General features: G+C 71.6%; 20 protein-coding genes and 1 pseudogene. 10 read left to right on the top strand and 11 right to left on the bottom strand.

Annotated features, from left to right (window positions below):
• The 11 genes from ACLFRB_RS08160 to ACLFRB_RS08110 form a co-directional block, all read right to left on the bottom strand.
• Complete coding sequence (locus tag ACLFRB_RS08160; RefSeq protein ID WP_411068520.1) at nt 1–810, bottom strand: hypothetical protein; 810 nt, start codon at nt 808–810, stop codon at nt 1–3.
• Nucleotides 811–1,072: 262 nt separating this feature from the next.
• Nucleotides 1,073–1,576, bottom strand: a complete 504-nt coding sequence (locus ACLFRB_RS08155) for a GlcG/HbpS family heme-binding protein (protein ID WP_411068519.1) — start codon at nt 1,574–1,576, stop codon at nt 1,073–1,075.
• A gap of 215 nt (nt 1,577–1,791) precedes the next feature.
• The gene (locus tag ACLFRB_RS08150) at nt 1,792–3,525 is read right to left on the bottom strand and encodes a complex I subunit 5 family protein (RefSeq protein WP_411068518.1); all 1,734 of its coding nucleotides are present in this window, start codon (nt 3,523–3,525) and stop codon (nt 1,792–1,794) included.
• Entirely contained in the window at nt 3,522–5,009 is a 1,488-nt protein-coding gene (locus ACLFRB_RS08145) for a complex I subunit 5 family protein (RefSeq protein ID WP_411068517.1), read from the bottom strand. Before ACLFRB_RS08145 ends, ACLFRB_RS08150 begins: the two co-directional genes overlap by 4 nt.
• The gene (locus tag ACLFRB_RS08140; protein WP_411068529.1) at nt 5,006–6,460 is read right to left on the bottom strand and encodes a complex I subunit 5 family protein; all 1,455 of its coding nucleotides are present in this window, start codon (nt 6,458–6,460) and stop codon (nt 5,006–5,008) included. The genes ACLFRB_RS08145 and ACLFRB_RS08140 overlap by 4 nt, the downstream gene beginning before the upstream one ends.
• A 13-nt stretch (nt 6,461–6,473) precedes the next feature.
• Complete coding sequence (locus tag ACLFRB_RS08135; protein WP_411068516.1) at nt 6,474–6,776, bottom strand: NADH-quinone oxidoreductase subunit K; 303 nt, start codon at nt 6,774–6,776, stop codon at nt 6,474–6,476.
• The gene (locus tag ACLFRB_RS08130) at nt 6,773–7,705 is read right to left on the bottom strand and encodes a hydrogenase subunit MbhD domain-containing protein (RefSeq protein WP_411068515.1); all 933 of its coding nucleotides are present in this window, start codon (nt 7,703–7,705) and stop codon (nt 6,773–6,775) included. The genes ACLFRB_RS08135 and ACLFRB_RS08130 overlap by 4 nt, the downstream gene beginning before the upstream one ends.
• Nucleotides 7,702–7,995 carry a cation:proton antiporter gene (locus ACLFRB_RS08125; protein ID WP_411068514.1) on the bottom strand — a complete coding sequence of 98 codons (294 nt, stop codon included), beginning with the start codon at nt 7,993–7,995 and terminating at the stop codon, nt 7,702–7,704. The genes ACLFRB_RS08130 and ACLFRB_RS08125 overlap by 4 nt, the downstream gene beginning before the upstream one ends.
• Nucleotides 7,988–8,260, bottom strand: a complete 273-nt coding sequence (locus ACLFRB_RS08120; protein WP_411068513.1) for a pH regulation protein F — start codon at nt 8,258–8,260, stop codon at nt 7,988–7,990. The genes ACLFRB_RS08125 and ACLFRB_RS08120 overlap by 8 nt, the downstream gene beginning before the upstream one ends.
• Complete coding sequence (locus ACLFRB_RS08115) at nt 8,257–8,736, bottom strand: Na+/H+ antiporter subunit E (protein WP_411068512.1); 480 nt, start codon at nt 8,734–8,736, stop codon at nt 8,257–8,259. The genes ACLFRB_RS08120 and ACLFRB_RS08115 overlap by 4 nt, the downstream gene beginning before the upstream one ends.
• A gap of 38 nt (nt 8,737–8,774) precedes the next feature.
• Nucleotides 8,775–9,782, bottom strand: coding sequence for a diguanylate cyclase (locus ACLFRB_RS08110; protein ID WP_411068511.1), 1,008 nt, complete (start codon nt 9,780–9,782; stop codon nt 8,775–8,777).
• Nucleotides 9,783–9,958: 176 nt separating this feature from the next.
• On the opposite strand from ACLFRB_RS08110, the gene aspS reads away from it, so the two are divergent.
• From aspS to ACLFRB_RS08060, 10 genes and pseudogenes are all read left to right on the top strand, one after another.
• A complete protein-coding gene (aspS, locus tag ACLFRB_RS08105; protein ID WP_411068510.1) occupies nt 9,959–11,764 on the top strand; it encodes an aspartate--tRNA ligase in 1,806 nt (601 codons plus the stop codon).
• 9 nt (nt 11,765–11,773) lie between these two features.
• A complete protein-coding gene (locus tag ACLFRB_RS08100) occupies nt 11,774–12,442 on the top strand; it encodes an esterase/lipase family protein (RefSeq protein ID WP_411068509.1) in 669 nt (222 codons plus the stop codon).
• 93 nt (nt 12,443–12,535) lie between these two features.
• Nucleotides 12,536–13,285, top strand: coding sequence for a YebC/PmpR family DNA-binding transcriptional regulator (locus tag ACLFRB_RS08095; protein WP_411068508.1), 750 nt, complete (start codon nt 12,536–12,538; stop codon nt 13,283–13,285).
• A 12-nt stretch (nt 13,286–13,297) separates the two neighbouring features.
• On the top strand, nt 13,298–13,798 hold the full coding sequence (gene ruvC, locus ACLFRB_RS08090; RefSeq protein ID WP_411068507.1) for a crossover junction endodeoxyribonuclease RuvC: 501 nt from the start codon (nt 13,298–13,300) through the stop codon (nt 13,796–13,798).
• Nucleotides 13,795–14,394 (top strand): Holliday junction branch migration protein RuvA, encoded by a 600-nt coding sequence (gene ruvA / locus ACLFRB_RS08085; protein ID WP_411068506.1) that lies wholly within the window; start codon nt 13,795–13,797, stop codon nt 14,392–14,394. The genes ruvC and ruvA overlap by 4 nt, the downstream gene beginning before the upstream one ends.
• 6 nt (nt 14,395–14,400) lie before the next feature.
• Nucleotides 14,401–15,447 (top strand): Holliday junction branch migration DNA helicase RuvB, encoded by a 1,047-nt coding sequence (ruvB, locus tag ACLFRB_RS08080; RefSeq protein ID WP_411068505.1) that lies wholly within the window; start codon nt 14,401–14,403, stop codon nt 15,445–15,447.
• A gap of 53 nt (nt 15,448–15,500) precedes the next feature.
• Nucleotides 15,501–15,917: a tol-pal system-associated acyl-CoA thioesterase gene (ybgC, locus tag ACLFRB_RS08075; protein ID WP_411068504.1), complete on the top strand. Its 417-nt coding sequence runs from the start codon at nt 15,501–15,503 to the stop codon at nt 15,915–15,917.
• A 30-nt stretch (nt 15,918–15,947) separates the two neighbouring features.
• The gene (tolQ, locus tag ACLFRB_RS08070; protein ID WP_411068503.1) at nt 15,948–16,628 is read left to right on the top strand and encodes a protein TolQ; all 681 of its coding nucleotides are present in this window, start codon (nt 15,948–15,950) and stop codon (nt 16,626–16,628) included.
• A complete protein-coding gene (locus ACLFRB_RS08065) occupies nt 16,628–17,032 on the top strand; it encodes a biopolymer transporter ExbD (protein ID WP_411068502.1) in 405 nt (134 codons plus the stop codon). Before tolQ ends, ACLFRB_RS08065 begins: the two co-directional genes overlap by 1 nt.
• Nucleotides 17,032–17,777, top strand: a pseudogene (locus tag ACLFRB_RS08060) (hypothetical protein); the annotation flags it as partial. The gene ACLFRB_RS08065 and the pseudogene ACLFRB_RS08060, both read left to right, overlap by 1 nt.

Here is a 17,777-nt window from a genome sequence, read left to right as displayed (position 1 = left end):
CTAGAAAACCTCGTTCTCGTCCTTGTCGGCCCCTTGTAGGAGCTCTTCCGAGCGGGCCAGGGCGTCCTTCATCTCTTCCACCTTGGCCCGAACCTCCTCCACAGGCGCATCGCCGTCGATCAGCCCCGGCAGCTCGCCGTTGAAGTCCTCCTCAAGGCGGGCGACGAGGTCCGGGTCCTGCTCGATCAGGCCGCCCTCGAGTCCCTCGAACTCGTTGAAGTAGGCGTCGCTGATGTGCTGCTTGGCGTCATCGGCATGGCCATCGCTGTACTCCTCCACAGCGTGGTCGAGCTCCTCCCGGATGCGGGCGAAGGAGGCCTCCGGATCCCCGGCTTGGTCCCCCCCGCTGGCCTGCCGGGACCCGCGGTCCTCCTCTATCTCCGCCTTGAGCTTGAGCCCACCAAGGCCCTCATGCAGGGCGGCCGTCAACCGGTCGGCGCGTTGACGCACTACGCTGGGGTCCTCCTCATCCTCGACCGCCTGCCGAAGGCCGCTAATGGCCTGCCAGATGGGCGGGTACAGGGGGGTGGCCACCTCCTCGACCGCCGCATGGTACTGCACCGCTTCCCATTTCTCCACGAAGCCTTCCACCTCGGCGGCCACGTCCTCCTCTTGGGCGTACTGTTCGGCGAGGGTATCCAAATGCCGACCGAGCTTCCGGACGTCCGCGGCGTAATCGTCGAGATGGTCCTGGAATTCCTCGACGTGCTCGCCTTTCTCCCCGTGGCCCAGGGCCAGCCCGGGCGCCATGAGGACGCCGGCGAGCAGCCCCCCCGCCAGGAAAGCCGTACCGCCGAACCACTGTGCCATGCCTAACCCTCCGGGTGATTGCTCCGTTCGATCCGGGGAATAAAACTCATTTTCATTCTACTGTAAACCCCCAGATACGGTGGGCCATTATGCAGTGGGGATCACGGGGTAGAGGAGGGGCGGGATTTTTTTCAGACAAGCAGGGGGATAGGGCTTTCCCGGAAGCAAAGAAAGGGTGTGCCGCTCAGGGAGAAGCGCGCGGTCGAAGGAGGGCTTCCCCGCCAGGCCCGCCCGCTACGGGGCGGGCCGAAGGATGCCCCGGCTACAGGATCTCCTCGCGGATGGCGTCGATGCCGGCGGCGGCGCATTCATCATCGATCGCACCGCTGGGGGCACCGGAGACCCCAATTCCCGCCAGGATCCGGCCCCCGTTCTGGATCATCTTGCCGCCGCCGAGCACGGTGACCCGAGGCAGGTGCTGGATGCCGTAGCCTTCCTTTCCGGGCTCGCTGATGTCCCGGAGCTCCAGGGTGTCCGTGCGGAAGCTGATGGCCGTCCAGGCCTTGCTCACGGCGGTCTTGGTGGTGTGGGGGCCGGCGAACTGGTCCCGCTTCAGGGCCTGGGTGTTTCCACCCCGGTCCACCACTGCCACGGCCACCTGGGCGTCGCGGTCCCGACATTCCGTCATGGCTGCCTCCACGACTTTCATGGCGGTCTCGGGCACGAGCCCGGGGGTGTTGAAGGTGCCCTCCTCGGCGGCCGAGGTGAGCGGCGCGGCGAGGGCCAGCAAGGCTCCGGCCAAGAGGGATGGGGCGGTGCGTACCATGGGTGGCTCCTTTCGGGTGGGGGCCCCGGCGATGGGCTGTCAGCCCTCGCGGGAAAATGGAAATCCCTTTCCCTCAAGGTAGTTGGGCCCGGCGTGGGGGACAATGCGGGCCGCCCGCGGAGGGCGGGGATGACGTCAAGTTGCGGGCAATCGGTCCGGCCAAGGTTGGGAGGCCCTGGGGGGAGCCCCCGGCTGGCGGGGTCGGCGGGCCCGGCTCAGGAGCCGGAGAGGCTGGCAAGCACGGCCCAGGCCACCGCGCCCATGAGGAGCAGGAAGGCGGTTCCGCTGGCGCCCCAGCCCCACCGGTCCGTGGCCAGGATCCGCCGGCGCCAGGGGCGCCACGCCAGGGCGTACAGGGTGGCCCAGGCGCCGTCCATGGCCCGTCCCAGCCGGAACAGGACGGCCCGGGCCCCGGTGGTCCGGCCCCAGAGCCACCGCAGCCCGACCGCCGCCGCCATGTACAGGTCCCCCGCCGGTACGCCCACGGCGCGGGGTGGTTGCCCGCGGCGGGCGATTCCCGCCCCGGCCACCGCCAGCAGGGCGCCCGCTGCCACCGGCCAGAGGGCCCCGCCTAGCTCCGCGGGGCCCAGGGTCTTGAGCTGCCAGGCGCGCATGGGCTCCCACGCCCAGGTCAGGGCCAGGGAGGCGGCTACGCTGGCGAGCCATGGGTCAAGCAGCCAGCGGTCCGGCGGGTGGTGCGGCTCGGCTCGTCCCAAGAGGAACAGGAAGCGGGCCATGAGCAGGGTGGTGGCGACGGCCCCGAGGCTCAGCAGGAGCTCGAAGGGGACCCCCGCCAGCCCGGGGGCCTCCTGGAGGGCCTTTTTGAGCCCCGTCTTGGCCGCGGCGCCCGAAGTGCCGGGCAGGCCGGCGATGGTCAGGGCGGGCAGGGCGAAGGCCGCACCCAGGATCACTCGGCCGGCACGACCGGAGGTCCAGTTCCCTCCCAGGCCGGTGCTCAGGAACAGCGCCCCCTTGGCCAGGCCGTGGTGGAGAGTGTAGGCCAGGATCGCGGGCAGGAGCGCTCCCCAGGCGGCGGGCGCTGCCAGCCCCGCCCCCACGGCCACCGCCAGCCAGCCCATCTGGCTGATGCTGGAGTAGGCCAGCACCGTCTTGGGGTCGCGCTGCGGTAAGCCCACCGCCACCATCAGGAAGGCCCCAGCCAGCCCCATGGCTATCATGTAGCCCCCCAAATCGGGCAGCGCCGTCTCCCCCAGCGGCAGGAAGCGCAGCCAGCCGAGGAGCCCGGCCTTGATCATGGTGCCGGACAGCACGGCGCTGGCCGGAGAGGGCGCCGCCGGATGGGCCAAAGGCAGCCAGAAGTGCAGCGGCAGGAGCCCCGCCTTCACCCCCAGGCCCACCACCAGGAGGATCTCCCCCCAGGGCGAGCCGGGGCCCCCGCCGAGGGTGAACAGCAGGCCGGCGAGCGCGGCCATCTCCCCGCTCACCGCCGCCCCCAGGTAGACGCTGGCGGCGCGCCGGGCGAAGGGTGTCCCGGTGTGGATGATCAGCCCGTAGGCCGACAGGCCCATGAGGGAGAAGAAGGTGAGGAAGGCCACCGGGTCCTGGGCCAGGGTGAGCCCCAGGTTCCCGGCCATGCAGACTAGGAAGAAGCCCAGGAAGCGTCGAGCCCCGGGCTTCCCGTCCAGATAGCCGCGGGCGAAGGCGCCGGCGGTCGCCCACAGGAAGGCCGCCAGCAGCAGGAACACCCGGCCCACCGGGTCCATCTCCAACCGGATGCCGGTAAGCACCCACGGCAGCCGCATAGCGGCGCCATCGGGCAGGAGCAGGGCCGCGGCCAGGCCGGACAGCCCCCAGAGCGGAATGAGGGCCAGGGCGCGGCGTTCGGGCAGGCCCAGGGTAACCAGGCCCGCCAGGGGAGCAAGCCAGGCGAGCGCCAGCAGGGCTCCGGCCGCGGCGGGCGCCAGCGGCAGGTCGGCGAGCGGCGTCACGGCGCCACCTCCCGGAAGCTGATGAGCCGGGCCCACTCCAGGGCGCTGAAGGGGGTACTGGCGAGGAGCCCGAGCAGCAGGGCCAGCACGGCGGTCGTCAGCGGCGGGGCCAGCAGCATCCAGTGGGCCTCCAGGCGGTGGCTGGAGGCCGGCCACTCCCGTTCGGGGGGCCTGAACCAAGCCACGTAGAGGACGGGCAGGAAGTAGGCGGCGTTGAGCAGACCGCTCAGGGCCAATACCCCCACCACCCAGGGCTCCCCCACCCCCAGGCCGCCCAGCCCCAGGTACCACTTGGTGATGAACCCGGCGGTGGGCGGGGCGCCGATCATACCTAGCGCCCCCACCGTGAAGGCCGCCATGGTGCCGGGCATGCGGCGGCCGATCCCGGCCATCTCGGAGATGCGGTGCACCCCCAGGGTCTCGGCGATGGCGCCGGCGCAGAAGAACAAGGTGATCTTCATGATGCCCTGGTGGACCAGGTGCACCAGGCCGCCCATGGTGGCGGTGGCCCCGCCCAGGGCCACGCCCAGGGTGATGTAGGCCACCTGGCTGACCGTGGAGTAGGCCAGGCGCCGCTTGAGGTAGTCCTGGGCCAGCGCGCGCAGGGAGCTGTAGAGGATGGAAACGGTGGCGAGCAGCGCCAGCGGCGTCGCCAAACCGAGCGACGCCACCAGCGCGACCCCGTAGACCTCATCCACTACCCGCACGATGCCGAAGGCGCCGGCCTTGACCACCGCCACGGCGTGGAGCAGGGCGCTCACCGGGGCCGGGGCGATCATGGCCACGGGCAGCCAGCCGTGCAGGGGGACCAGGGCGGCCTTGACCCCCATGCCGCCCACCAGCAGGACGAAGATGACGGTGAGGGTGGCCGGATCGGCGGCGCCCTCCGCCAGCACCCCGCCGGGCTCGAACTCCACCGGCCCGGCGATCTGGGTGAGCCACGCCATTCCCACCAGCAGCGCGAGCCCGCCGGCAAGGGTGTAGCCGAGGTACACGCGGCCAGCGCGCACGGCCTCGTCCGTGCCGCGGTGGACCACCAGGGGGTAGGTGGCCAGGGTGAGCAGCTCGTAGAAGACGAAGAAGGTGAACAGGTTGCCCGCCAGGGCCAGGCCCAGGGTGGCGCTCACGCACAGGCTGAAGAAGCTGAAGAAGCGGCTGCGGTGGGGGGAGCCCTCCAGGTAGCCGATGGCGTAGACGGTGGTCAGGAGCCAGAGCAGCGCCGACAGGCCGGCCAGCAGCAGGGCCAGGGGGTCGGTCTGCAGTAGGATTTCGGTGCCTGCCACGAAGGGGATGCGCGCCGTGTAGGCGTTGCCGCGGGCGGCTTCCGCCACCAGCAAGGCCATCACCCCCACCTGCAGCAGCGCTCCCGCTAGGTTCAGGGTCGTGCGCAGGCCGTGGCGCTCCTCGGGCAGGAAGGCGATGACGACGCCCGGGCCCAGCGCCGAGAGCACCGCCGCCAGGGGAAGCAGGGCGCCCGAGGTCACGGGGACGGACCCTGCAGGCCAAGCATGAGGGGCTCGATCACCGGGGCCAGGAAGCCCATGCCCACCGCCGCCAGGGCCAGCAGCAGCGCGGAGATCTCCATGACCCGGGGCGGGCTGCGCTTCAGCCGCGGCGGCTCCGTGCCGGCCTGGAACACCGGGATCAGGACCCGGAAGGTGTACCCGGCGGCCAGGAAGGTGCCGGCGGCGATCACCCCCAGCCACACCCAGGCCTCCGCCTCGGCCATGGCCCGTAGCAGCAGCCACTTGCCCACGAAGCCGCCGGTGGGTGGGAGGCCGATGAGGCTGATCCCCGCCAGGGCGAAGGCCGCGGTGGATACCGGCAGGCGCCGCAGGGTGGCGCCGATGCCCTCCAGGCGGTCGTTGCCCGCCGCAAACAGGCAGGTGCCGGCCATCAGGAACGCCCCGCCCTTGGCGAGCCCGTGCGAGAGAGCCAGGTAGAGGGCCCCCTCCTGGCCCAGGTTGCCCGCCACACCGGGCTCGCTGATCAGGGCGAAGGCGAGGAACAGGTAGCCGAGCTGGGCCACCGTGGAGTAGGCCACCAGGAGCTTGAGCCGCGGCACCGCCAGAGCCTGCACCGAGCCCCAGAGCACGGCCACAGCACCCAGGGTGCCGATGAGGGCGGTACCAGCGGCCACCTCCCATCCCCCGTACACCCAGAACCAGTAGCGCAGGAGCAGGAAGAACCCGGCCTTTACCACCAGCCCGGAGAGCACCGCGCTCACCGGGCCGGGGGCCCGACTGTGCGCGGCAGGCAGCCAGAAGTGCAGGGGGAACAGGGCGGTCTTCATGAGCAGGCCGGCGGTGAGGACCGCCAGGGCCCCCACCCCGCCCGGGCCCGGCTCCACGGCCCCCGCCAGGGCCGCCAGGTCCAGGACGCCGTGCTCGGCGTACAGCAGGGCCACGCCGGCCAGGTAGGCCAGCGAGCCCGCCAGGCTGACCAGGAGGTAGCGCAGGGCGGCCCGCAGGGCCCCGGCATCGCCCGCCACCGCTACCAGGGCCACCGCCGCCAGGCTGAGCACCTCCAGGGCCACGTAGGCATTGAAGGCGTCCCCGGCCAGGAACAGGGCGTTCAGGCCGGCCCAGAGCATCCACCACAGGGGCCAGAAGGCCCGCTCCCGGGGGTCCGGGCGGCCGTCCAGACCGCGGTGGCCGGCCCAGTAGCCCAGGGCGTAGAAGGTGGCCGCCGCGCCGACCACGGCGGTGAGGCCCAGAAACAGCACGCTCAAAGGATCGGCCAACAGGGCGATCCCCGGGGGCGCGGGCCAGCCGCCGAGGGGGTGGCGGTTGGCCCCCTCCGCCACCTCCCCGCCGACCGCCACCAGGGCGGCGGCAATCCCGGCGCTGCCCGCCATCGCCGCCCAGCGCCGCAGCTCCGGAAAGACGAAGACCAGCAGGGCCAGGACCAAGGGAAGTGCGGGGAGGGCAACCACCGCGAGCAAGGGCTTACCCCCCGCCCGGACGGTGGCCGCCTTCCACCGAATGGATGCGGCGGATCAGGGCCAGCGCCAGCGCGGTGGCGCTTACCGCCACCACGAGGCCGGTGAGGACCATGGCGTGGGGCACCGGGTCCGGCGGGCCTTCCTCCCGGTAGGCCGCGGCCACCAGGATCAGGAACACCCCGCTGCCGGACACGTTCAGGCCCAGTACCTTGCGCAGGAAGCGCTCCCGCACCAGCAGGGCGTGGATGCCCAGGGCGAACAACAGGGCGCCGGCGACGCCGTGGATCAGATCCGGTCCAGGGCTCACGGGGGGGCCTCCGGTCGGGGCCGCGGGCCGGTGGCCTCAAAGAGGAGCACCAGCACGGCAGCAATGGAGAGGGTGGCGGCGGTCTCGATGGTCACCACCAGGGCATAGCGCAGCGCCTCGGGGTAGTCCAGAAAGCCACCCGTGCGCGCCATCACCCCCAGGCCCACGGCGAGGAACAGCAGGGTGCCGAGGGTCGCCAGGGCCGCGCGCTGCCGCGGCGGGGCCAGGAGCGGCAGGGGATGGCCGGCGAGGCGGAGCAGGATGCCCGCCGCCGCCAGGACCGCGGCCGCCTGAAAGGCCCCGCCGGTCTCGGAGGAGCCGTTCCACAGCAGGGCCCCCGCCACCACCACCATGACCGGGGCAAGTACCCGGACCAGGCCGCGGAGCACGTACGGGGCGGGGGTGGAGGCGGCGATCAGGGGGCGGCCCAGGATCCAGATCCCCATGAGGGCCTCCACCAGCACCGCCGTCTCCAGGAGGGTGTCGTAGCTGCGCGCATCGAGCAGCACCCGGGTCACCGGATTGGTGATCTTGCCCGCTTCCCCCAGGGCAGGGGGCTCCGGCGGTGGCCCCTGCAGCAGTCGGGCCACCAGGGCCACCATCAGCGCGCCCAGGAGGGCCGCCAGCAGCCCGGCCAGCCACAGGGAGGCGGCGGTCCAGCGGTCCGCGGCCGGCTCCGGATCGGCGGGGTGGGCCTCCATGCCGGCCAGGGTGTTCAGGTACAGGGCGCCGGTGACCCCCGCGCCGATGGCCGCCTCGGCCAGGGCCAGGTCGGGTGCATCGAGACGCAGCCAGACCACCGCCAGCAGGAGGCCGAAGACGATGAACTGGACCCCCGCCTGGAACAGGTCGTCCACCCGCAGCAGCCGCCAGGCCAGCCACAGCAGCAGTCCCGCCAGGAGGCCGTCCAGGGCCCAGCCCAGGCTCACGGCCCCGGCTCCCCGTGGTCCCGCCGCAGGGCGGCGCGGCCCAGGAGTGTGGCGAGGGAAGCGCTGGCCGCCAGCGCCAGCAGCCAGATGAGCACCAGCAGGGCGGCGGTGGCCGCCTCTCCGGTGCGCAGTGCCAGCCCCAGGGCCACCAGGCCCAGGCCCAAATTGTCCGCCTTGGTGAGGGCGTGCAGGCGGGTCAGGGTGTCCGGGAAGCGCAGCAGGGCCACCGTGCCGGCCGCAAAGAAGAAAAGGCCGGCACCGATGAGGGCGAAGGCCAGGGGATCAGTCATCGGGGTCCTCCTCCGGCTCGGCGGCGACGTAGCGGCGCACGAAGGCCACCCCGGAGATGGCCGCCAGCAGAACCAGGACCAGCGCCACGGTGCGGGCCTCGGCGCCGCGCCCGTCCAAGCTCAGCAGGAGCACCACTCCCGCCCCCGTGGTGCCCAGGAGCAGGGCCACCAGCATGCGGTCCACCGGCCCCGGACCGTAGACCAGCCGCACCAGGCCGACGCTGGAGATGAGGAGCAGGAGCAGGGCGAGGCCCTCGCCGATCATTGCGGGTTCTCCAGCGCGATGCCGAACAGGCGGGCCACCCGCGCCTCAAGGGCCGCCAGGTCCCGGGTCAGGGGGGCGTTCCGGTCCAGGACATGGATGTCCAGGTCTCCCTCCCGGTCGGCGAGGAAGAGGGTCCCGGGCAAGAGGCTGAGGACGTTGCCGAAAAGGAGGCGCGGCGGACCCGCCGGCAGCCGGCAGGGATAGGTGATGCGGCCCGGTGCGAGGGGAAGGCTCGGCCGAAAGGCCCGAATGGCCACGTCCCAGCCGCCGCGCAGGGACAGCAGCAGGAAAACCGGGAGGAAGGCGGCCGCCGCCGCGGGCCGCAGGGCGAAGGCCGGCCCCGCCCGGAGGCGCACGGCCAAGCCCACGGCCAAGGCGATGAACGGCAGGCCAAGGGCCCAGGAGGCGGCGGACCCGCCCGTGAGCAGGGCCCAGAGAAAGGCGAGGGCCGCAGCGAGGGGGAGGCTCCTGACCACGTTTCCCTCCCGCGGTTGGTCGAGATCGGCCGGTGGGATCAGGCGGGGAAGCGCACCTCGGCCTGGCCGGTGGTCCACTCCCAGACCGCCACCCGGTCCCGCCCCGAGTCCTTGGCCCCATACAGGGCCCGGTCCGCCTCGCGGAACAGCTGGTCGAAATCGCGCACCGGCTCGTCCACGTGCTGGGCGGTGATGCCCACGGAGGCTGTGACCGGCGGGTCCAGGGGCAGATCCGCCAGGCGCTGGCGCAGCCGCTCTCCTCGCAGCGCCGCCTGGGCCCGGTCCGCCCGGTCCAGGACCACCACGAACTCCTCCCCGCCGTAGCGGGCGATGAGATCCACCTCCTGGAACTCCTCCTCCAGGGCCTCGGCCACCATCTTCAGCGTCCGGTCGCCGTGGTCGTGGCCGTAGGTGTCATTGATATGCTTGAAATGGTCCAGGTCCATGACCAGCAGCGCAAGGGGGTGCCCGGAGCGCTGGGCGCGGCCGAGGATGGCGGGGGCCTCGCCATTTAGGAAGCGCTTGTTGTAGAGGTTGGTCAGGCCGTCGGTGACGGAAAGGCGCTCCATGGCCTTCTTCTGGGTGTAGAGCTTCTTGTAGGCGTGGCGCAGGGCCAGGAGGTTGCGCAGGCGGGCGTACAGCTCCTCCGGATGGAAGGGCTTGTAGATGAAGTCGTTGGCCCCCGCGCGCAGGCTGCCGATGCGGTGGTCCGTCTCCTCGGCGCTGGTGAGGACCAGCACCGGCAGGAGGGAGAGGTCGTCGTTGCGCGCGCGGATGCGCTCCACCAGGTCCAGGCCGGTGAGCTGGCCGTCGAGGAAGAAATCGGACAGAACAAGGTCGAACTCGAAGCCGAGGACCTCCAGGGCCTGCTCCGCCGTGGTCACGTGGCGCACCTGGAGGCCGAACTGCTCCAGGTAGTGGACAGTGACTGCCGCGGAGGTCTGGCTGTCCTCGACAAACAGCACCCGGCCGCGCAGGCTCTGCTCCTCCCACGGCTGGCGCTGGGGGGCGTTGGTCGGGGAGGTCGGGGTGTCCGGGATGGTCATGGTAGTCGCCCGTTCTTGATCGCAAGCGGGTGGGGGTAGACAGTCAACGACTATAGCCGAGTCCTTCCATCCGAGGGAAGGCCTGTCCGTCCCCACCGTGACCGGGCGTCCGCCTTGCCTGAAAGCGGGCGGCGCCGTACCATTTCCTGCTTTTCGAGCACCGGGGAAGAAAGATCATGCGCACCCACCTTTGCAATGACCTGCGCCGGGAGCACATCGGCGCGGAGATCCGGGTCAGCGGCTGGGTCCACCGCCGGCGGGACCACGGCGGGGTCATCTTCGTGGACCTGCGGGACCGGTCCGGGCTGTTGCAGGTGGTGTTCCATCCGCCGGAGGAATATTCCGAAGGGGAGCTGGGCTACGAGTTTGAACGCGCCCACCAGCTGCGCAACGAGTGGGTGATCGCCGTGCGCGGCGTGCTCCGCGAGCGCCCCGAGGGCACGGTGAACTCCGAGCTGCCCACCGGCGAGGTGGAGCTGGAGGTGCTGGCCTTGAAGATCCTCAACCAGGCCGACACGCCGCCCTTCCAGCTCGACGAGGCGGACGAGGTGGGCGAGGACATCCGCCTGCGCCACCGCTACATCGACCTGCGCCGCCCGGAGATGGCCGCCAACCTGCGCCTGCGCCACCGCGTGGTGCAGACCATGCGGCGCTACCTGGACGACCGCGACTTCCTGGAGGTGGAGACCCCGGTGCTCACCCGCTCCACCCCCGAGGGCGCGCGCGACTACTTGGTGCCCTCGCGCACCCACCCGGGCAGCTTCTTCGCCCTGCCGCAGAGCCCGCAGCTGTTCAAGCAGCTGCTCATGGTCGCCGGTGCCGAGCGCTACTACCAAGTGGCCAAGTGCTTCCGCGACGAGGACCTGCGCGCCGACCGCCAGCCCGAGTTCACCCAGCTCGACCTGGAGATGTCCTTTCTCGACGAGGAGGCCATCATGCAGATGATGGAGGGCATGGTGCGGGCGGTGTTCGACGCCGTGGGAGAGGAGGCCCTGCCCGATCCCTTCCCGCGCATGACCTACGCGGAGGCCACCCGCCGCTTCGGCAGCGACCGGCCCGACCTGCGCAATCCCCTGGAGCTCACCGAGCTCACCGACGTCATGGCCGAGGTGGAGTTCAAGGTGTTCCGCGAGCCCGCCACCAGCGGCGGCCGGGTGGCGGCGCTGCGCCTGCCGGGCGGCGGCGAGCTGTCGCGCAAGGAGATCGACGACTACACCGAGTTCGTCGGCCGCTACGGCGCCAAGGGGCTGGCCTACATCAAGGTCAACGAGGTGGCCAAGGGCAGCGAGGGGCTGCAGTCGCCCATCCTCAAGTTCCTGCCCGAGACCGTCGTGGCCACCATCCTGGAGCGCACCGGTGCCGAGGACGGCGACATGGTCTTCTTCGGCGCCGATACCCGCAAGGTGGTTAACGAGGCCCTGGGCGCCCTGCGCGAGCAGCTGGCCCGCGACCGCGGCCTGCTGGCCGGGGGATGGCGGCCGCTGTGGATCACCGATTTCCCCATGTTCGAGTGGAACCCGGACAGCCAGCGCTACGAGCCACTCCACCATCCCTTTACCGCCCCCTATGCGGAGCACCTGGACAAGCTGGAGTCCGATCCCGGCGCGGCCCTGTCGCGCGCCTACGACCTGGTGCTGAACGGCGCCGAGGTGGGCGGCGGCTCCATCCGCATCCACGACCCGGAGACCCAGCGCCGGGTGTTCAACGCTCTGGGCATCGGCGAGGAGGAGGCCCAGGAGAAGTTCGGCTTCCTGCTGGACGCCTTCCGCTACGGCGCCCCGCCGCACGGCGGCCTGGCCTTCGGCCTGGACCGGCTGGTGGCGCTGCTGGCGGGCGCCGATTCCATCCGCGACGTCATCGCCTTCCCCAAGACCCAGCGCGCCAGCTGCCTGCTCACCCAGGCGCCCTCCGAGGTGGACGCCGAGCAGCTCACCGAGCTCGGTCTGCGGCTCAGCCGCACCGCCCAGGGCGGGGGCAGCTAGGGGTCGCCGGTGAGTGGCGGTTCCCCCGAGCGGCCGGTGGTCCTGATCCACGGCCTGTGGATGCCGGCTGCGGTGATGATTCCCCTGGCGCGGCAGCTGCGCCGCGCCGGCTTCACCCCCTACCGCTTCGGCTATCCCTCCCGCCAGCGGACCGTGGCGGCGCATGCGGAGCAGCTCGATGCCTGGCTGGAGGAGCGCTTCACCCCCGGACAGCCCCTGGGCTTCGTGGGCCACAGCCTCGGCGGCATCGTGCTGCGCGCCCTGGCCGAGCGGCGCCCCGAATGGTTCTCCCGGGCCCGCACCGTCCAGCTCGGCACGCCCAACCGGGGCTCCGCCGGCGCCGCATTCCTCGCCCAGTGGGGTCCGGGCCGGTGGTGGCTGGGATTGGCCGGCGGCGAACTGTGCGCGAACGCCGGGCTCCCCTGGCCCGCACCTCCGGGCGAGGTGGCGGTGCTGGCGGGGACCCGTTGCCGCTGGTGGACCCGCTGGCTCCTGGACGGACCCAACGATGGTCTGGTGGCGGTGTCGGAGGCCTGCCTGCCCGGCGCCGAGCTGCGCACCTTCCCCGTCGGCCACACGGGAATGATCTTCAACCGCCAGGTGGCCGAAGCGACTGCTCACTTCCTGGTCGAGGGCCGCCTCGACGGGCATGGCGAGCCCGCCCCCCCCTTGTGCTAGAATTGCCGCCGGACGGGGTAGCGTCCCCATCCTCGTACCCAAATCCCCCGGCCGGACCAGGGACCGGCCGCACCAGCAGGAGGTTCGGGAACCATGGCCGGGCATAGCAAATGGGCGAACATCAAGCACCGCAAGGCGGCGCAGGACGCCAAGCGGGGCAAGATCTTCACCCGGCTGATCAAGGAGATCACCGTCGCCGCCCGCCTCGGCGGCGGCGATCCCGAGGCCAATCCGCGCCTGCGACAGGCCATCGACAAGGCCCTGTCCAACAACATGCCCAAGGACAACATTGACCGCGCCGTCAAGCGCGGCACGGGCGAGCTGGAGGGGGTCAGCTACGAGGAGGCCACCTACGAGGGCTACGCGCCCGGGGGGGTGGCGGTGCTCGTGGAGTGCATGACCGACAACAAGAACCGCACGGTGGGGGAGATCCGCCACATCTTCTCCAAGGCCGGCGGCAACCTGGGCGAGGACGGCTCGGCGGCCTACATCTTCCACAAGACCGGCATGCTTATCTTCGACGGTGCCTCGGTGGACGAGGACGCCCTCATGGAGGCGGCCATGGAGGCTGGGGCCGACGACATCCAGACCGAGGACGGCCAGCAGGTGGTCTACACCGATCCCCAGGACTTCGAGGACGTGAAGGCCGCCCTGGTGGAGAGCGGCTTCGAGCCCCAGGTGGCCGAGGTCACCATGAAGCCCGACAACACCGTGCGGGTGGAGGGCGACAAGGCGGAGAAGGTCCTCAAGCTCTTGGACGCCTTGGAGGACCACGACGACGTGCAGAACGTCTACGCCAACTACGACATCCCCGACGAGGTGTTCGAGCAGGTGAGCGTCTAGGGCACCCGGGGCATGCGCACCCTGGGGATCGATCCGGGCTCCCGCATCACCGGCATCGGGGTGGTCGAGCAGAGCGGGGGTCGGCTGCGGGTCCTGCACTACGCCGCCCTGCGGCTGGGAGACGGGCCCTTTCCCGACCGGCTGGGGCACCTGTTCCGGGAGGTGCGGATGGCGGCAGGAGGTTATGCGGTGGACGCCGCCGCCGTGGAGACGGTCTACGTGAAACGGAACGTGGAATCGGCCCTGAAGCTCGGCCAGGCGCGGGGGGCGGCCATTGCCGCGCTGGTGGAGGCCGGGCTGCCCGTGGGGGAATACACCCCGGCCCGCATCAAGGAGGCGGTGGTGGGGCGCGGCACGGCGAGCAAGGACCAGGTGGGGTTCATGGTACAGCGGCTGCTGGGGCTGGCGGAGGCGCCCCCCGAGGACGCCGCCGACGCCCTTGGCGTGGCGGTCTGCCATCTCCACCACCTGCAGGCCGCGGCTCGCGTCCCCGGCGGGGGACGGCGCCGGTGATCGGCCGCCTGCGCGGACCCATCCTGGAGAAGGCGCCCCCCACCCTGATCGTGGAGGCGGGCGGCGTGGGCTACACCGTCGACGCGCCGCTTTCCACCATCTACCACCTGCCCGCCCTGGGCGAGGAGGTGAGCCTGCGCGTGCACACCGTGGTGCGCGAGGACGCCATCCAGCTCTACGGCTTCCTAACCGCCGACGAGCAGCGCCTGTTCGCCGCCCTGCTGCGGGTCACCGGGGTGGGTGCCAAGCTTGCCCTCCAGGTGCTCTCCGGGCTGCCCCCCGCCGAGCTGTGGCGCTGCATCCAGGAAGAGGATCTCAAGCGCATGAGCAGCGTCCCGGGCATCGGTAGGAAGACCGCCCAGCGCCTGGTCATGGAGCTGCGGGACACCCTCGAGGCGCCCGGCGGCGCCGAGGCCCTCGACACGGGGGCGGGGGCGGCCCCGGCCGGCGGCGGAGCCCGGCGGGAGGCGGTGGCGGCGCTGCAGGAGCTGGGCTACAGCAGCGACCAGGCCGAGCAGGTCGTAGCCGGAATCGCCGAGGAGGGCCTGGCGGTGGAAGAGCTCCTCAAGCGCAGTCTCCAGAATATGGCCAGGTAGGTGCCCATGGAGCCCACGGACGAGCCCTCCCGCGTCATCGACCCCGCCGCCGCCCCGGGGGAGGGGCGTGGCGAGCCCGCCATGCGCCCGGAGCGGCTGGCGGACTACGAGGGCCAGCCGCGGGTGCGCGAGCACCTGGAGGTCTTCATCCCGGCGGCCCGGGAGCGCGGCGAGCCCCTGGACCATTGCCTGCTGTTCGGGCCGCCGGGCCTCGGCAAGACCACCCTGGCCCACATCGTCGCCAACGAGATGGACGCCGGCCTCAAGGTCACCTCTGGCCCGGTGCTGGAGAAGGCTGGGGACCTGGCCGCCCTGCTCACCAACCTCGCCCCCCACGACGTGCTCTTCATCGACGAGATCCACCGGCTGTCGCCGGCGGTTGAGGAGGTCCTCTACCCGGCCATGGAGGACTACCAGATCGACATCGTCATCGGCGAGGGGCCGGCGGCGCGCTCCATCAAGCTGGACCTGCCCCCCTTCACGCTGGTGGGGGCCACCACCCGCGCCGGCCTGCTGACGTCGCCGCTGCGCGACCGCTTCGGCATCACCCTGCGCCTGGATTTTTATGGTCTAGAGGACCTCGCCCGTATTGTCCAGCGCTCCGCCCGTCTCCTGGGGGTGACAGTGGAGCCGGAGGGGGCCCTGGAGATCGCCCGTCGCTCGCGGGGGACGCCGCGGGTGGCCAATCGCCTCCTGCGGCGGGTGCGCGACCTCGCGGAGGTGCGCGCCGACGGCGTCGTGACCGCTGCGGTGGCGGAGGAGGGCCTGTCCATGTTGGAGGTGGATCCGGCTGGCCTCGACAAGTTGGACCAGAAATTGCTTTCCGCCCTGATCGGCAAGTTCGAGGGGGGGCCCGTGGGCCTCACCAACCTGGCGGCGGCCATCGGCGAGGAGGCGGACACCATCGAGGACGTCCTCGAGCCCTACTTGATCCAGCAGGGCTATGTGCAGCGCACCGCCCGCGGCCGCTGCGCCACGGGGCTGGCCTACCGCCACCTCGGCCTCGACCCGGAGCACCCGGGCGGCGGCGAGGGCCAGGGGCGGCTGCTGTGAGAGGCCTCGGTACGCCAAGGCCTGATTCCGTGCCCCGCGAGAGGAGGCTCTGAATGTCGGTGGTGGGGGAATGGCCGCTGCGGGTGTACTACGAGGACACCGACCACGGCGGCGGCGTCTACTACGCCAATTACCTGAAGTTCTTCGAGCGCGGACGCACCGAGCTGCTGCGGACCCTGGGCTTCGAGCAGGACGACCTGCTGGGCCGCGAGGGGCTGCTGTTCGTGGTGCAGCGGGTGGAGGTGGACTACCGGCGGCCGGCGGTGTTCAACGACGCACTGCGGGTGGTGACGGAGGTCGGTGACCTGGGCCGGGCCCGGGCGGACTTCCACCAGCGCATTTTCCGGGAGGGGGAGAGCGAGCCCCTCTGCCAGGGCCGGGTCCGGGTCGCCTGCGTGGGCGCCGAGGACTTCCGGCCCCGGCCAATTCCCCAAACGGTTCGCCAGGCCCTGGGCTTCGGCGCATCGTAACCATCCCCGAACCAAGGAGAGCCGTACGCTATGCAAGGGGAGACCCAACACACCGCCTTGGACCTGATCCTCGGGGCCGGCCCGCTTGTGCAGATGGTGATGCTGCTGCTTGTGCTGGCCTCGGTGGTCTCCTGGGTCATCATCTATGTCAAGGGGCGCCAGTTCCTGGGCGCGGCCCGCGCCGAGTCGGCCTTCTCCGGGGTCTACCACCAGGCCCGGGATCTGGACCAGCTGATGTCCGCCGTGAACCGCCAGGACGCCGCCGCGCGGAGCGGCTCGGCGGCGGTCCTGCGCTCCGGCTATCGCCAGTTCCAGCGCTTCCGCGAGGAGGGACTGCCGCTGCCCGAGCTGCGTGAGGCGGGACGCAGGGCCATGCGGGTGGCCATGAGCGAGGAGGTGGACCGCCTCGACCGCAGCCTGGCCATCCTCGCCGTGGTGGCCTCCAGTGCTCCCTTCGTGGGCCTGTTCGGCACCGTGTGGGGCATCATGAACAGCTTCCAGAACATCGGCGCCACCGGCCAGGCGACCCTGGCGGTGGTGGCGCCCGGCATCGCCGAGGCGCTGATCGCCACCGCCTTCGGTCTGGGTGCGGCCATCCCCGCCGTGATCGCCTACAACATGCTGACTCGGCGGGTGGAGCATCACCAGACGCGGCTGGAGAACTTCATGGACGAGCTTACCGGCGTCCTGGAACGGCAGGCGCGGACCTGATGGCCTATCGGCGGCGCAAGCTCATGGGGGAGATCAACATTATCCCCCTCGTGGACGTGGTCCTGGTGCTGCTGGTGGTGTTCATGATGACGGCCCCCATGCTCACGCGGGGCGTGGACGTGGATCTGCCGGAGGCGAGCTCCAAGCCGGTTACCGCCCAGGACGAGCCCCTGGAGGTGACGGTCCGCGAGGACGGTGTCTACCTCCAGAAGACCCGGGTCGCTGACCCCCAGGATGATCTGGTCCCCAAGGTTCGCGCCCTGCTCGAGGAGGAGCCCAGCCAGCAGGTTCTGCTGCGGGGTCAGCGAACCGTGGATTACGAGGCGGTGGTGGTGACCCTGAACCTGCTTCGGGAGGGGGGCATTGAGCAGGTGGACCTCGTGACCAAGCCGACGGATACGTGATGCGCCGGACCTGGATCCAGGGGCTCCTGTTTTCCCTGGCCATTCACCTGCTGGTTGTCCTCGGAGGCTGGGCCTGGACGCTGGTGCGCCATTCGGAGCCCCCGGAGAAGCCCCCCATCCAGGCTCGTCTGGTGAGCGCCGAACCGGAGCCGGAGTCCGAGCCCGAGCCGGAGCCGGAGCCCGAGCCGGAGCCCGAGCCGGAGCCCGAGCCCGAGTCGGAGTCGGAGCCGGAGCCGGAGCCCGAGCCCGAGCCGGAGTCCGAGCCGGAGCCGGAGCCCGAGCCCGAGCCCGAGCCGGAGTCCGAGCCGGAGCCGGAGTCGGAGTCGGAGCCGGAGCCGGAGTCCGAGCCGGAGTCCGAGCCGGAGTCCGAGTCGGAGTCGGAGCCGGAGCCGGAGTCCGAGCCGGAGTCCGAGTCGGAGTCGGAGCCGGAGCCGGAGCCGGAGCCGGAGCCGGAGTCCGAGCCGGAGTCCGAGCCGGAGTCCGAGCCGGAGTCGGAGTCGGAGTCGGAGCCGGAGCCGGAGTCCGAGCCGGAGTCGGAGTCGGAGCCGGAGTCGGAGTCGGAGCCGGAGTCCGAGCCGGAGTCCGAGCCGGAGTCCGAGCCGGAGTCGGAGCCGGAGCCGGAGTCGGAGCCGGAGCCGGAGTCCGAGCCGGAGTCGGAGTCGGAGCCGGAGCCGGAGCCGGAGCCGGAGCCGGAGCCCGAAAAGGAGGAGGACATCCTCAGTGGGGACCTGTCAGAGCGGATCGA

The sequence above is a fragment of the Thiohalorhabdus sp. genome (assembly GCF_046545655.1).
Classification (GTDB): Bacteria; Pseudomonadota; Gammaproteobacteria; order Thiohalorhabdales; family Thiohalorhabdaceae; genus Thiohalorhabdus.
This window is presented reverse-complemented; position numbering and strand designations above follow the sequence as displayed.

Bases quoted from the DNA above. Each gene is read 5' to 3' on its own strand.
- ACLFRB_RS08160 (WP_411068520.1), bottom strand. From the start codon at position 810: ATGGCACAGTGGTTCGGCGGTACGGCTTTCCTGGCGGGGGGGCTGCTC.
- ACLFRB_RS08155 (WP_411068519.1), bottom strand. From the start codon at position 1,576: ATGGTACGCACCGCCCCATCCCTCTTGGCCGGAGCCTTGCTGGCCCTC.
- ACLFRB_RS08125 (WP_411068514.1), bottom strand. From the start codon at position 7,995: ATGACTGATCCCCTGGCCTTCGCCCTCATCGGTGCCGGCCTTTTCTTC.
- ACLFRB_RS08120 (WP_411068513.1), bottom strand. From the start codon at position 8,260: ATGATCGGCGAGGGCCTCGCCCTGCTCCTGCTCCTCATCTCCAGCGTC.
- ACLFRB_RS08110 (WP_411068511.1), bottom strand. From the start codon at position 9,782: ATGACCATCCCGGACACCCCGACCTCCCCGACCAACGCCCCCCAGCGC.
- aspS (WP_411068510.1), top strand. From the start codon at position 9,959: ATGCGCACCCACCTTTGCAATGACCTGCGCCGGGAGCACATCGGCGCG.
- ACLFRB_RS08095 (WP_411068508.1), top strand. From the start codon at position 12,536: ATGGCCGGGCATAGCAAATGGGCGAACATCAAGCACCGCAAGGCGGCG.
- ruvC (WP_411068507.1), top strand. From the start codon at position 13,298: ATGCGCACCCTGGGGATCGATCCGGGCTCCCGCATCACCGGCATCGGG.
- ruvB (WP_411068505.1), top strand. From the start codon at position 14,401: ATGGAGCCCACGGACGAGCCCTCCCGCGTCATCGACCCCGCCGCCGCC.
- ybgC (WP_411068504.1), top strand. From the start codon at position 15,501: ATGTCGGTGGTGGGGGAATGGCCGCTGCGGGTGTACTACGAGGACACC.
- tolQ (WP_411068503.1), top strand. From the start codon at position 15,948: ATGCAAGGGGAGACCCAACACACCGCCTTGGACCTGATCCTCGGGGCC.
- ACLFRB_RS08065 (WP_411068502.1), top strand. From the start codon at position 16,628: ATGGCCTATCGGCGGCGCAAGCTCATGGGGGAGATCAACATTATCCCC.